Genomic DNA, 13,651 nt, shown 5'->3' on the forward strand with positions numbered 1-13,651 from the left:
TTTTATTCGGCGGCTTGAGCGGCAGGTTCCTGAGCTGCCAGCCAACGTTCTGCTTCCAAAGCTGCCATACAACCAAGGCCTGCGGCTGTTACTGCCTGACGATAGACATCATCTGCCACGTCACCGGCTGCAAACACGCCTTCAACATCGGTTGCGGTTGAATCCGGTGCTGTCCACAAATAGCCGTTTGGCTTCTGTTTCAGCTTGCCGGCAAAAAGCTCCACTGCCGGCGCATGACCGATCGCAACAAACACACCATGCGTTTCAAGTTCGCTCAGTTCTCCCGTCTGAACATTCTTCAAGCGCACGCCTGTGACGGTTGCACCAACCGGAGGCTTTGCTTCATTTCCTGTAATTTCATCAACAACACTGTTCCAGATGACCTTCACATTGTCACGCTTCAACAAGCGGTCATGTAAAATTTTCTCGCCGCGCAAGAAATCACGACGGTGAACAAGGGTCACGGATTTAGCGATATGCGAGAGGTAAAGCGCTTCCTCAACGGCAGTATTACCTCCGCCGACAACCACCACATCACGGCCACGATAGAAGAAACCGTCACAGGTCGCACAGGCAGAGACGCCACCGCCCATAAATGTCTGCTCGCTTTCAAGGCCGAGCCATTTAGCCTGCGCACCCGTCGCAATAATCAGCGCATCACAGGTATAAACCGTACCTGAATCACCAATCAGCTGGAACGGACGCTGATCAATCTTCACTTCCGTGATGAGATCATAAGCAATTTCCGCACCGACATTTTCTGCCTGCTTTGCCATCTGCTCCATCATCCAGGGGCCTTGAACCGGATCGGCATAGCCTGGATAATTTTCCACTTCGGAGGTGATCATCAGCTGGCCGCCCTGCTGCATGCCGGTAATGATCAGCGGTTTCAACATGGCACGCGCTGCATAAATCGCCGCCGTATATCCGGCAGGACCAGAGCCAATAATGATAACTGGCGCATGACGCTGTGACATGAAAAAATTCCTCTCGGGCATAAATTTAAGGGCATTGATCGGCAGTTAAGCTAATCGGTTAGAATCACCTTGCCGTGCTTTAAACGATCACTGCACAGGCATTGTGTCCAACGTAGGTTCGCTCACAACACTTTGCAAGATAAGTGCTGGGAGATGGAATATTTAGCCACAGTTTGTGACATAAAAAACATGCACCTTATCACGATCCGTCGCATTGCAGGAAGGAACGGCAGAGGCTAAGAAAGACTGTTCATGCTTTTGTCTTATGTCCGGCCACGGAGAGAATGCCATTTTTCGTTCAGTCAGTAATATTTGTGCGCGCTTCGGCCTTCTTATGGCTGTAGCTATGCTGCTTCCGGCAGCGATTGACTTGCGCGATAATAATGATGACTGGCTGGTTTTTGTGCGCTCCTCAGCGGCTACCGCTGCTTTTTGCAGCATGGTGCTGATGGCCACCCAAGGACAACATATCCGCTTTACTCCGCGGCTTGGCTTTTTGCTCACCACCAGCATTTGGCTGACGGCCGCTTTTCTAGGCTCGGTTCCGCTTTATTTTTCTCATTTACCGATTTCTTACGCCACCGCATTTTTTGAAGCGATTTCCGGCGTAACATCAACAGGCGCGACAGCCCTCACCCAGCTTGATGACATGCAGCGCGGCATTTTGCTATGGCGCTCGCTGCTCTGCTGGATCGGGGGTATCGGGTTTATCGGTTTGGCACTTTTGATGCTGCCGTCTTTGCGCGTTGGCGGGCTGGCGCTTTTTCATATGGAAAATTCGGACAAGTCTGAAAAAGTATTGCCACGTATGAACCAGATCGCGCTTGGCATTGTGGTGGCTTACGGCACCATGACCACCGCTTGTATCATCGCTTATTTTGCCGTGGGCATGGATATGTTTGATGCCATCAATCATGGCCTCACCACCGTTGCAACGGCAGGTTTTTCCACACACGACAATTCGCTCGGCTTTTATGCCGGCAATCGTCCGCTTTTGGTCATTTCCACCATATTCATGGCATTGTCTGCATTACCGTTTATCTTCTACATCAAGGCCTTCACACCACGCAGCAAAAACACTTTGTTTGATCCGCAGGTAAAATTATTCATCGCTATTGTCATCAGCTTTAGTTTTGCGCTGGCAATTGTGCTGCGCGTCGGCCAGAATATTCCTTTTGGCGATGCACTGATTTCGGCATCATTCCATTTTGTTTCCGTTATCACCACCACCGGCTATGCCACGGAAGATTATTCACTCTGGGGGCCACCGGCTCTCGGCATATTCTTCCTTGCTTCATTCTTAGGCGGCTGTGCGGGCTCCACTTCGGGCGGCATTAAAATGAACCGTCTGATCGTATTGTTCAGCCTAACCCGCGCCAATCTTGCCCGCCTGATTATGCCGCACGCGGTTATTAAGATGCATTATGGCGATTCAGAAATTACCGGCGACATTGCTCAGGCAGTGCTGCTTTATCTGTTCCTGTATATTGCTTCACTCGTCATCGGTGCCGTTCTGCTTGCCAGTGTAGGCCTTGATTTTGTCACCGCCTTTACCGGCGCCCTCACCGCACTCTCCAATGTCGGTCCAGGCCTTGGAGAAACCATCGGACCGGTGGGCAACTATTCAACTGTTCGTGACAGTGCATTATGGATCTTAAGTTTCCTCATGCTGGCCGGACGATTGGAACTGGTGACCGTTTTTATCCTGTTCACAAAGGCCTTTTGGGTGCGATAAGACAGGATTACTGCCATATTTTAGGCCAAAAATGCAGGTTTTTAGCCTCAAAACACTAAGAATGGACGATTTACATCGGCATGATCTTTTTGCTAAGAGCAATAATGCATTACTGCTCTTGGGAATCACACATTATTATTACAATTTACCGCAACTTCATTGCGCACGGAGTTACTAATGCCGATTAAGGCTGACCTAGACGAAATTGACTGGAAGATCCTTAAAGAGCTGCAAGATAACGGGCGCATCACTAATGTGGAGCTGGCCGAACGGGTCGGAATTTCTGCTCCGCCTTGCTTGCGCCGCGTTCGCAAATTGGAAGAAAGTGGCGTCATCAACGGCTATCGCGCAATTTTAAATGGCGCGGCACTAGGTCAGGATCTGGTGGCATTTTGCTCCGTTGGCCTGCACCGCCAGTCCGATGCCGATTTGAGAGCCTTTGCAGAAAAAAGCAAAATATGGCCGCTCGTACGTCGTGCATGGATGGTTTCCGGTGAATCGGATTTCCTGCTACATTGCGTGGCACCTGATCTTAACACATTCCAGACATTTGTGATTGAAGAACTGACTTCAACCCCGAATGTGGATTCTGTGCGCACTGCACTGACCATCCGCTCCGTTAAAAACGAGCCTTTGCTGATCATCTAAAACAGCAGAGTATAAAAAACAAAAAACCCCGGCATTGACCGGGGTATTTTTATGCTCAGCGCCATTCAAAGCTATGCATGACCATGAAGCCATCACCGAACTTTGTATCTGTTAAATCCGCAATTTACGCAACGTCAGTTACATATCTGGCAAGATAACCTCGTCACCAGCGCTGATTTAAACTTTTGCATCGCCGCAGCCACATCAATGAAGCATCAGGCTGCGACAATACTTATAAACAATTGCGCGACCGAAGCCTTACGCAATCACTCATCAACCAATTATTCGGTAACTGTAATATTTACAGCTTTAGGGCCTTTGCCACGACGATCAGGTTCTGTTTCGTATGAAACTTTCTGATTGTCTGTCAGACCTGTCAAGCCGGATGCCTGTACAGCAGAGATATGTACGAAAATATCTGCGCCGCCATCATCAGGTTTGATAAAGCCAAAACCTTTTTCATTATTAAAAAACTTGACCAAGCCGGTCTGTGCCATTGGATCCGTTCCTTTTCCTGGCGCTGCATCCTCATTGGAGAAAGCAGAATTATCGACCGCCAAACGCACCACACGCCCGGCGGAGGGTCATGCAGGCAGTTCTCGAAATAAGGGAAGGAGCTGATCATTGCCGGTTGTCCGACTCGGAACTTAAGCGGTTCCGACACGCAATTCTTCCTGTCTTCCATCGTTCGCAAAATGCCCGAACCATGCAAGACTGCGCGAAGTAAGGCGATTTGGCAAGCAAATTTTTTGATTTTAATATAGAGAGCCCTATCATTTAGTATTACTGCATATAGTAGATGCAATATAATTACAAAACTGATGACTTAATCATGTATATTATTTCACAATATCAATATTGCTGAAAAGCTATTCTCTAAATGCATGCGCTTTCGAAAAACGCCAGATATTACAAGCCATTACTGTTGAAAGCCATATCACCTCAACGGTTGCGCGTAACGATACAAGCGCCACCGGAACTGCGCAACTTGTTGCAAATATTATCAGCTTCTGCACGGCTATTTGCACCTATGCGCACAGCATAAACACCACGTTTGCCCATCGCCGTACGTTGTCTGCTGATATGCGGTTCTTTATTTCCGATGATATTTTTATACTGTTTACGCAGACGTCCCCATTGGGCGACAGCCACATCACGCTTGAAGTTACCAGCCACCTGAATGCCCCATGGCTGCGGCTTTATCTTTGCCTGTGGAATCATACGTGTCGGGATAATCGGTAATCTTTTACAGGCGCTCAAAAAATCCAGCTCTTTATCCAGAGGCTGCATGTCTTTAAGCGGCGCACCAATGAAATCATCGGCATATGTACCGGTTATATCCAAGACATAACTCTCGGTTTCAAGCGGCAAAAAACCACCGCGATTAAGCCAGCCGCGCACCCGTCCTGAACCGGCATTATAGGCAGCAGCCGCCAAGCCCCAATTGCCAAACTCACGCCTCAAATCCGCCAGCAAGGCCGCAGAAGCCGGAATGGCCTGACTATAATCGAAAGGATCCGCCAAACCTCTCTCACGGGCTGTTGCCGGCATGAATTGTGCAATGCCCTGCGCACCGACAGGACTGACCGCCAGATGATCAAAGCGACTTTCTTTCCAGATCAGACGCGTAAAGAAACCTGACGGAACATCATGCTTTGTTGCAGCACTCTCCAGCAACTGGCACACTTGCTCAACACTAGGGGCTATTTTTTCCGGCACTGCCTTTCCCGGTTCAGCCTGTTGCAACGATGCGTCCGTTTCAGCATAGGCCGTAAATGACGAGGACAATAAAGCGGCACTTGTCAGCACTAATAACAACAATTTTTGTCGTCTCAAACCTTGCCGCATTCAGTGGTGACCCGCCCCGCTAAAAAGCATACTGAAAAGAATAGCTTCTGATAAGCATTATAATGCGAAAAAATAAAGAGTAACCCAATATACGAGGCCAGAACATCACTCACCTGCTTGGTTCTTGTTATACATCATGGAAAAATAAACCTCTTACAAGATTACATTTTCTAATATTTCAGTTGCCAAATTTTATAAGACACCACATGCTGTAAACATCAGCATTTTTTATTTCTAATGATGCGGAATACTAACCTTTCAGGCGAACCGGCACCAGCTTCAGTGCCGATACTGCTACAAACATGCACAGAACGGCTTTTCACATGGTTAGCTTTAAAAAACTTGGTCTCATATCTGCATTAGTCATGCTTTCTGGTTGCGTTGTCGAAAGCGGAACGACAACCTACCCATCAGTCAGGCCTCAGCCTTTACCGACAGCCTGCCCTTATAATTACGCACCTGTTTGCGGCCAGCGTAACGGCGTACAAAAAACAATGCCGAATGCTTGCACAGCCAATGCGCAGGGCTATCGAATCGTAGCACGCGGTGAATGCGGAAGCCGCCCTGGTCATGGCTGGGGTAACAATGATGGCAGACCAAACCAGTCACATCGTCCGCGTCCACCACGCCCGCCACATGTTAATCCGGGCAGGCCGTCCAATATCGCATGCACCCGTGAGTTTAATCCGGTATGTGCAATCAGTGGTCGCGACAAACGCAGCTTCCCTAATTCATGTGAAGCCCGGCGCGCAGGCTATCGCCCTGTCAGCGCAGGCCAGTGCTAAGTCCGTTCATTTTCTATAATTTTATCAGGGCGATCTGTTTTACAGGTCGCCTTTTTCTATTCGGCCATTTGATCGGAATTAATAGCTGAATAAGGGCCAAAGTCTATTGTGACGTTTTCATGACTATATTATGACTGCCTGACCATATTTTATATTGCGCCAAATATTTTGGTGTCTGCGTATAAACAGGCAAATGAATGATTGAAAAGAAACGTGTCGCCTCTTTCTTCCTAATACTCTCTCTGCTCTATTCGTTGAGAAAATATTTTGATCTGAATAATACAGAAACAGTGCTGTATTTTGTTGGCGCTATCATTATTTCCCGTTTGATACCGTTCAACAATGAACAGAATATCAATAAAAGATATTATCTGCTGTGGAGTTTAATTCCTCTCCTGCTGATGACTGCCTATATGGGCATTTTTCTGATTTTCGGTGACTTTGATTTTGGCGCCGTGCTTTATCATATGGAAATGGGAGTCGATGGTGGCCGACCGACGATTCAAGGCAACCGCGTGGTTTACCTTGTCCTGTCATTTCTTGGCTTTCTGATTCCGATGCTGTTTTTCAAACGGCACGATCGTCGATTCAAAGTCATTGATCCTTTGATTGCCGTCATCTTACTGGTCTGCAATCCGTTTTTCTGGAATGTTTATGATTTTTATTATGGTAAAAAAGACCTGACACTTTTTGAAAATTATGTCGAGCCACCACACCGATTGCCTATTGGAGCGGCTAAAAAAAATATCATTATCATTTATGCTGAAAGTACCGAGCGCACTTTTGCTGATATTAAAAAAGGCGATCAGATATTTTCCGAGTTTATGCAACTGGCATCAACCGGCTTAGAAGCTCAGGGTTTGCGCCAAGTTACCAATACCGGCTGGACAATGGCTGGCTTCATGACATCTCAATGTGGCGTACCGTTGCAGCCTCGCGGTCTTTACCGCGGCAACAATTTTTCCCGTCATGAAAATTTCTTCACCGGCATTTACTGCCTGCCAGATATTTTAAGCGCTAATGGCTATTACACCGAATTTATGAATGGCGGTGGTCGTAACTTTGCTGGGCTTGGCGCTTATCTCGACGGTCACAATTTCAATCGCACCACCCATTATGAAGATTATAAAGACCTTGTTGGCGATTATACCAGTTATTGGGGTCTCTATGATGACACACTGATGGAGCAGGCTGAAAAACGCATTGAAGAACTGCATCGTCAAAAACAGCCCTTTGCCTTCTTCATGGCCACGATCGGAGGACACGCCTCAACCGGTTTTCCAACCAGGACCTGCAATGCCAATCTGCAACGGGGTGATTTGAGCGGCATGCAGTTTGCTATCAAATGTTCGGGTTATCACATTCAAAAGACTGTCGAGACACTGCGGGAAAAGGGTTTGTTAGAAAACACCATTGTTGTTATCCATAACGACCATTTGATTATGGACAATCCACATTCTGATGAACTCAACTCTTTTTACCGTATGAATTATTTCACCGCTCTTGGCGACGGCATTGAACCTCAGGTCATCAAACGTGAAGCAGCCATGTTCGACCTCTTCCCCACCATTTTAGAACTTATGGGCATGCGCTTGCCAGAAGGTCGCGCAGGCGTTGGCCGCTCTTTAATGAACCATAATAAAAATATGATGGAAGAACTGGGACATGGCGGTCTGGACACCGCAATCACCAAGGATCGTTCATTGCGTGAGAAAATATGGAACGAAAAACGTCCAGAGCTGAAATAGAAAAAGGAGGGCATTTCCCTCCTTCTTTAATGCAATACACCAAACGCTCTTAACGACCCGGACGTCCGGTTTTTCCCGGACGGCGCTTTTTACGAGCCATTTCCCCCGGATCTTCGTATGAACCGATACCAATTCGACCGCGTTTGACAAATTCATCGCCATCAACAGGTATTTCCGTTCTTTTCACTGTCATTTCATCCAGCGTATTTTTACGGAAACGGCTTTCCGGCAATGCACCCTCATGGCGTGGTTTCGCCGTATCGGTTCCAGGCCCCATATCGTCAAGCGAAGGCTTTTGAAACAGGCTGCTCTCCGGCACATCATCAACCGTGCGGTGTAGTTTGCGTCCCGCATTATGGCGACCTTTGGTGCGTCCTGTAACCGGACTTTCCAATTCCACTTCACGCGCCATCGGATCGTCGGAAATCGCCAGCTCGGTTTCGCGCAGACGTTTCAACTCATCGCGCAAACGTGCAGCCGTTTCAAAGTCAAGATCGGATGCCGCCGCGCGCATTTCTTTCTCCAGATGCTCGATATGAGCAGCCAGATTGTTGCCAACCATAGCACCTTCTTCAGCAAAGCCGGAAAGATTGGCACGCACGTGATCCTGCTCATAAACAGAATTCAGAATATCATTGATATTCTTACGTACACTGGCCGGTGTGATACCGTTGGCTTCGTTATAAGCCACCTGCTTGGCACGACGACGGGTCGTCTCTTCCATCGCACGGCTCATCGAACCGGTGATCTTATCCGCATAAAGAATAACCTTACCGTCGACGTTACGCGCGGCACGACCGATTGTCTGAACAAGTGATGTTTCAGAACGCAGGAAACCTTCCTTATCGGCATCCAAGATAGCCACAAAGCCACATTCCGGAATGTCCAGACCTTCACGTAGCAAGTTAATACCGATCAGCACATCAAAAGCACCCAGACGCAAATCACGGATGATTTCAATTCGTTCCAGCGTATCAATATCGGAGTGCATATAGCGCACACGCACGCCCTGCTCATGCAGATATTCGGTCAGGTCTTCCGCCATACGCTTGGTGAGCACTGTCACCAATGTACGATATCCTTGCTGTGCCGTGGCCCGAATTTCACCCAGCACATCATCGACCTGACTTTTTGCCGGACGGACTTCCACCGGCGGATCAATCAGACCGGTCGGACGAATGACCTGCTCAGCAAAGACACCACCTGCCTCTTCCATTTCCCACTTACCGGGCGTTGCCGAAACAGCCACGGTTTGCGGGCGCATTGCGTCCCACTCTTCAAAGCGCAGCGGACGGTTATCAAGACAAGACGGCAAACGGAAACCATATTCGGCCAGTGTTGCTTTACGTCTGAAGTCACCGCGATACATGCCGCCGATCTGCGGAATGGTCACATGGCTTTCATCAAGGAAAACAAGCGCATTGTCAGGAATATATTCAAACAATGTCGGCGGCGGCTCGCCCGGCTTACGTCCTGTGAGATAACGCGAATAGTTTTCAATCCCTGCACAAGAGCCGGTCGCTTCCAACATTTCCACATCAAATGTTGTGCGTTGCTCAAGGCGTTGCGCTTCCAGCAAACGCCCTGCCCTTGTCAGCTCTTCCAAACGATCATGCAATTCTGCTTTAATCGACTTGATCGCCTGATTGAGCGTCGGACGTGGTGTCACATAGTGCGAATTCGCATAAATCTTGACCGATTGCAGATCGCCGGTTTTCTGCCCCGTCAGCGGGTCAAATTCGGTTATGGTTTCGATCTCATCGCCAAACATGGAAATGCGCCACGCGCTATCTTCCAAGTGAGCCGGAAAGAGTTCGATTGTGTCGCCACGCACTCTGAAAGAGCCACGGACAAAATTGATATCCTGCCGCTTATATTGTTGTGCGACCAGATCGGCGAGCAGCTGGCGCTGATCGAGCCTGTCACCAATCTTCATTTCAAAAGTCATCGCGGTATAGGTCTCAACCGAACCAATACCATAAATACAGGAAACCGATGCTACGATAATACAATCATCGCGCTCAAGCAGCGAACGGGTCGCCGCATGACGCATCCGGTCGATCTGCTCGTTGATTGATGATTCTTTCTCAATGAACGTATCAGAACGCGGCACATAGGCTTCCGGCTGATAATAATCATAATAAGAAACAAAATATTCGACCGCATTATTCGGAAAGAAACTTTTAAACTCACCGTAGAGCTGCGCAGCCAATGTTTTATTTGGCGCCAAAATCAGTGCCGGACGCTGAGTTTGCTGGATCACCTGCGCCATGGTGAAGGTTTTACCTGAACCGGTCACACCAAGCAAAACCTGTGTGCGCTCACCATCTTGCAAACCATCAACCAGATCTTTGATCGCAGTCGGCTGATCACCGGAAGGTGTAAACTCCGTTTCCAGTTTAATCGCCCGTCCGCCTTCGGATTTTTCCGGCCTGACAGGACGATGTGGCGTCCACAACTCACCATTTTTAAACAGCGGATTACCGGACTCAATCAGATCGGACAGGGCTTGCACAGTAGCTGTCGCGCCAGACGGCGAGATTTTATCAGCATCTTCAAGCGCCACATCAAGGCCGGAAACCGGATTAAGACCAGCAGCAGCTCGCTCTTTAGCCGTAGCAGCAGTACCAATAGAGGTGCCGCGCGATGTACGCGCCGCATTGACCTTAGCGCTATCGGCCTTTTTCACTGGTGTTTTAGCCGTTTTCTTTAAAGTTTTTGGGGCAGTTTTTGGGGCAGTTTTTGCAGCCGCATCCTGCTCGGCTGCATCGCTGATTTCCTTTGCCCAATCCGCAATCGACGCACTGAAAGGTGTTCGCGAAAGCGACGGTTGCGGGGCTTCGGCAAAACCAGAAATACTGCTTTCAGCATCGGCTTGTGAAAAAGGTGGCTTATCTTTTGAAGAGGTCATGATGCTAATATGGCGATCTCGCTGAGGAAAGAAAAGAGCATGCAACAAAATCGTCTCATGCTCTTAGCCGATATGGTACATTACCAGAACAAACAGATCAAACCAAGTACAAATCAGTTATAGCGATGCGGGCGCGGACGGCCATGATTGCCGTTCGGACGACCCGAATTATTCCAATACGGACGATTGGGTCTGTTCGGGCGATCCCAGTTCGGGCGTCCCGGACGATTATGATTCCAATGCGGGCGGTTTGGACGATGCGGGCGGTTCCAGTGCGGACGGCCATAATAATCATCGCGATAATAACGATCATTGCGACTGTTAATTGCTGATCCAATCACCACACCCGCAATCAGCGGAATACCGATGGCCGCGGCATTATTGGAAAAATTATTTGACTGATAATTGCCCGATGATCCGACACGCGTCGCCAGATAGCGTGATGATGCCCAGCCTTGCAGACCACCATAACGCACCTGACACCAGCCATAACCGCTGGTACACCCGCTAACATCAACCCGGGCACGATTAGGAATTGCACCAAGGGTACGATATTTCGTGCCGGGCCCTGCTCTTACATTCAAATCAGCGGTCACAATTGCATTGGCTGCCTGTGCAGCTCCGGCTGCAATTAAACCAACTGCAAGCAATGCAGTTCTTAAAAAAACTTTCATGGGTGCAGCTCCTATTTAAGCCTGTGACGGATAACGCATGAATATGCCTAAACGTTCCATCAGCCTCAGCACTTTATCATAGTGTATGCAATTTAAGAGTGGGAATTGCTTTGCTTAAGGCTTAAATCCATTATCAGAACATTTAATTTCCAGGAGTGCAAAATGTCAGAAACCACCTCACCAAAAGGCACATTGACCATCCGCACACAGGCCATGCCATGCGATGCCAATGCGGCCGGGGATATTTTCGGCGGCTGGGTTATGGCACAGATGGATTTATCCTGTGGCATCCGCGCGGCAGAACGTGCAGGCGGTCGTGTAGTGACCGCTGCGGTACGTGAAATGTCCTTTGCCAAACCGGTCAAGGTCGGTGACACCTTATGCATCTATACCGATATCACCAAAGTTGGCCGCACATCCATCACCTTGAAAGTTGAAACCTGGGCACAGCGTTATTTGTCCCAGCAGATGGATCTTGTCACTCATGGTGAATTTGTCATGGTTGCCCTTGATGCAGACGGCAAACCAACCCCGATCGCAGAAGAAATCATCAGCGCATAAGGCTTTTCTGCCCTGCGCCTTATGATTATTTACATGTCTTATTCGTCTGGCAGCGAGCGAGCCTCAGGCTTTCAATATCCTGCTCCTCTGCCAGACCAAGAATGGCAGGCTCCGCGGCCGCAACCACATGATGATTGGGCACAGCCTCATAAGCACGTACTGTTGCAGGCGGCAAAGGAGCCACCAAATCCGCCACTGCATTATGTTTCGTGCAGCCTGCAAGCATCAAGCCTGCCAGCATTCCACCATATATCAAAATCTGTCTTGTCAAATTTGGCGTTTCTTCGGGATCTACTGAAATGGCGTTTTTAATCTCTCCGGCAATTCTTCCCATTATTCTGCTCATCATGTCCAATGTATTTATGACCACCGCGTGGTACGGACATTTAAAATTTCCGCAAGCATCGCTGATTACCGTCATCTTCCTCAGCTGGGGCATTGCACTTGCCGAATATTGCCTGGCCGTGCCTGCCAACCGGATCGGTTCAGCCGTTTACACAACCGTCCAGCTGAAAACAATTCAGGAAGTGATCACTCTGATCATCTTTGCATTCTTTTCAGTTTTCTATCTGAAAGAAGCTTTTAGCTGGAATCACCTGATCGGCTTCGCTCTCATTGCCCTTGGCGCATCATTTATCTTTAAGGCGTAACCACAGCCTGAGGTTTCTTTGCGGTCAGTATCGGGATAATTTCAACGGCCAGCATAGAGACGAAAATCAAAGCACAGCCAATGAGCCCGACAAAAGACAAGCGTTCGCTTAAGAAAATCGCACCGAAAAATGCAGCAAACAATGCTTCCGAGGAGAGGAAAATAGCGGCCTGTGGCGGCGTGGTATAACGCTGCCCGATCGCTTGCAAGGTAAAGGCAACACCAGACGAAAACACGCCGGTAAACAATAGCTCTTTCCATGTAACAGCAACCGCCGACCAATCCACCTCACCAAGCGTAAAGGCAAAGATAAAACCGATTACTGCACACGTGGCAAACTGCACCACACTTAAGGTAATCGGGCGTCCGCTACGGTTTGCCTGCCCGATCAATAAGACCTGCAACGCCCAGAAAAATGCCCCGAACATCACCAGCCAGTCGCCTTGTTTCAAGGCACTGAGTTCGCCACCAGACAACAGAAAAATACCTGCCAGCGCTGCCAGCGAACATGGCCAGATAATTCCATGCGGCCACGCACGGAAAATAAGCACGCCTAAAACCGGCACCAAAATCAGATAAAGACCAGTTAAGAAACCGGCATTGGTAACAGATGTCGTTTGCAAACCAATTTGCTGCGCAGCAAGGCCGGTGAACAATACCAAACCAATGGCCGCAAAGAAAAGATAATCGCGCCTGTTCAGACTCTGCTTTGCCCGATTACCTTCCGCAATAGCCATCGGCAAAATACTGAAACTTGCAATAACAGAACGAACCGCAATAAACATAAACGGCCCGATACTTGCCATAGCGGTGGACTGGGCAACAAAACCCATCCCCCAAATCATACCAGCGAGCAGAAGAAGCAAATTAGCCTGAAGACGCGACATAGTGCAAAACCTGAAAACGACAGAAAATGATGAATGAATACGAGTTGTATTCCACCTAATCCTATAGCCACAGTTGCACTGCAACAGCAAGAGCTGCCCATTGAAGCTTCGTGTATGTCTGGTCAGATGATTAACAGCGCTAATTTTCTGACTACGTACATAGCAACAAAAAAAGCCGCTCCGAAGAGCGACTTCTTAAAGGCTGGTAACAATCTGTTCCCAATCCAA

General features: G+C 48.6%; 13 protein-coding genes. 6 read left to right on the top strand and 7 right to left on the bottom strand.

The window, feature by feature from the left end; translation table 11 throughout:
* Nucleotides 1-2: 2 nt before the first annotated feature.
* Nucleotides 3-977, bottom strand: a complete 975-nt coding sequence (trxB, locus tag FHS77_RS02000; RefSeq protein ID WP_184219205.1) for a thioredoxin-disulfide reductase — start codon at nt 975-977, stop codon at nt 3-5.
* 334 nt (nt 978-1,311) lie between these two features.
* Between trxB and FHS77_RS02005 the strand changes: the two genes are divergently transcribed.
* Complete coding sequence (locus FHS77_RS02005) at nt 1,312-2,712, top strand: TrkH family potassium uptake protein (protein ID WP_184219208.1); 1,401 nt, start codon at nt 1,312-1,314, stop codon at nt 2,710-2,712.
* Nucleotides 2,713-2,889: 177 nt separating this feature from the next.
* Nucleotides 2,890-3,360, top strand: a complete 471-nt coding sequence (locus FHS77_RS02010; protein WP_184219211.1) for an Lrp/AsnC family transcriptional regulator — start codon at nt 2,890-2,892, stop codon at nt 3,358-3,360.
* 281 nt (nt 3,361-3,641) lie between these two features.
* Here FHS77_RS02010 and FHS77_RS02015 read toward each other — a convergent pair whose 3' ends face one another.
* Nucleotides 3,642-3,857 carry a cold-shock protein gene (locus FHS77_RS02015; RefSeq protein WP_184219214.1) on the bottom strand — a complete coding sequence of 72 codons (216 nt, stop codon included), beginning with the start codon at nt 3,855-3,857 and terminating at the stop codon, nt 3,642-3,644.
* A 445-nt stretch (nt 3,858-4,302) separates the two neighbouring features.
* A complete protein-coding gene (locus FHS77_RS02020; protein ID WP_184219217.1) occupies nt 4,303-5,208 on the bottom strand; it encodes a lytic transglycosylase domain-containing protein in 906 nt (301 codons plus the stop codon).
* A 323-nt stretch (nt 5,209-5,531) separates the two neighbouring features.
* Here FHS77_RS02020 and FHS77_RS02025 point away from each other — a divergent pair, with 323 nt between their 5' ends.
* A complete protein-coding gene (locus FHS77_RS02025) occupies nt 5,532-5,993 on the top strand; it encodes a Kazal-type serine protease inhibitor domain-containing protein (RefSeq protein ID WP_184219220.1) in 462 nt (153 codons plus the stop codon).
* Between the two features lie 197 nt (nt 5,994-6,190).
* Nucleotides 6,191-7,741, top strand: coding sequence for a sulfatase-like hydrolase/transferase (locus FHS77_RS02030; RefSeq protein WP_184219223.1), 1,551 nt, complete (start codon nt 6,191-6,193; stop codon nt 7,739-7,741).
* A 49-nt stretch (nt 7,742-7,790) separates the two neighbouring features.
* Here FHS77_RS02030 and uvrB read toward each other — a convergent pair whose 3' ends face one another.
* Together uvrB and FHS77_RS02040 are read right to left on the bottom strand one after the other, a co-directional pair.
* The gene (gene uvrB / locus FHS77_RS02035) at nt 7,791-10,652 is read right to left on the bottom strand and encodes an excinuclease ABC subunit UvrB (RefSeq protein ID WP_184219226.1); all 2,862 of its coding nucleotides are present in this window, start codon (nt 10,650-10,652) and stop codon (nt 7,791-7,793) included.
* Nucleotides 10,653-10,765: 113 nt separating this feature from the next.
* The gene (locus FHS77_RS02040) at nt 10,766-11,326 is read right to left on the bottom strand and encodes an SH3 domain-containing protein (RefSeq protein WP_184219229.1); all 561 of its coding nucleotides are present in this window, start codon (nt 11,324-11,326) and stop codon (nt 10,766-10,768) included.
* A 162-nt stretch (nt 11,327-11,488) separates the two neighbouring features.
* Between FHS77_RS02040 and FHS77_RS02045 the strand changes: the two genes are divergently transcribed.
* Complete coding sequence (locus tag FHS77_RS02045; protein ID WP_184219232.1) at nt 11,489-11,887, top strand: acyl-CoA thioesterase; 399 nt, start codon at nt 11,489-11,491, stop codon at nt 11,885-11,887.
* A gap of 25 nt (nt 11,888-11,912) precedes the next feature.
* On the opposite strand, the gene FHS77_RS02050 is transcribed toward FHS77_RS02045, so the two are convergent.
* Complete coding sequence (locus tag FHS77_RS02050; protein WP_184219235.1) at nt 11,913-12,158, bottom strand: hypothetical protein; 246 nt, start codon at nt 12,156-12,158, stop codon at nt 11,913-11,915.
* A gap of 28 nt (nt 12,159-12,186) precedes the next feature.
* Between FHS77_RS02050 and FHS77_RS02055 the strand changes: the two genes are divergently transcribed.
* The gene (locus FHS77_RS02055) at nt 12,187-12,537 is read left to right on the top strand and encodes a DMT family protein (protein ID WP_184219238.1); all 351 of its coding nucleotides are present in this window, start codon (nt 12,187-12,189) and stop codon (nt 12,535-12,537) included.
* On the opposite strand, the gene FHS77_RS02060 is transcribed toward FHS77_RS02055, so the two are convergent.
* Nucleotides 12,527-13,423, bottom strand: coding sequence for a DMT family transporter (locus FHS77_RS02060; RefSeq protein WP_184219241.1), 897 nt, complete (start codon nt 13,421-13,423; stop codon nt 12,527-12,529). The two genes, FHS77_RS02055 and FHS77_RS02060, sit on opposite strands and share 11 nt — an antisense overlap.
* Between the last annotated feature and the right edge of the window lie 228 nt (nt 13,424-13,651).

Origin of the sequence: Paenochrobactrum gallinarii (genome assembly GCF_014205685.1) — a bacterium.
Taxonomy (GTDB): Bacteria; Pseudomonadota; Alphaproteobacteria; order Rhizobiales; family Rhizobiaceae; genus Paenochrobactrum; species Paenochrobactrum gallinarii.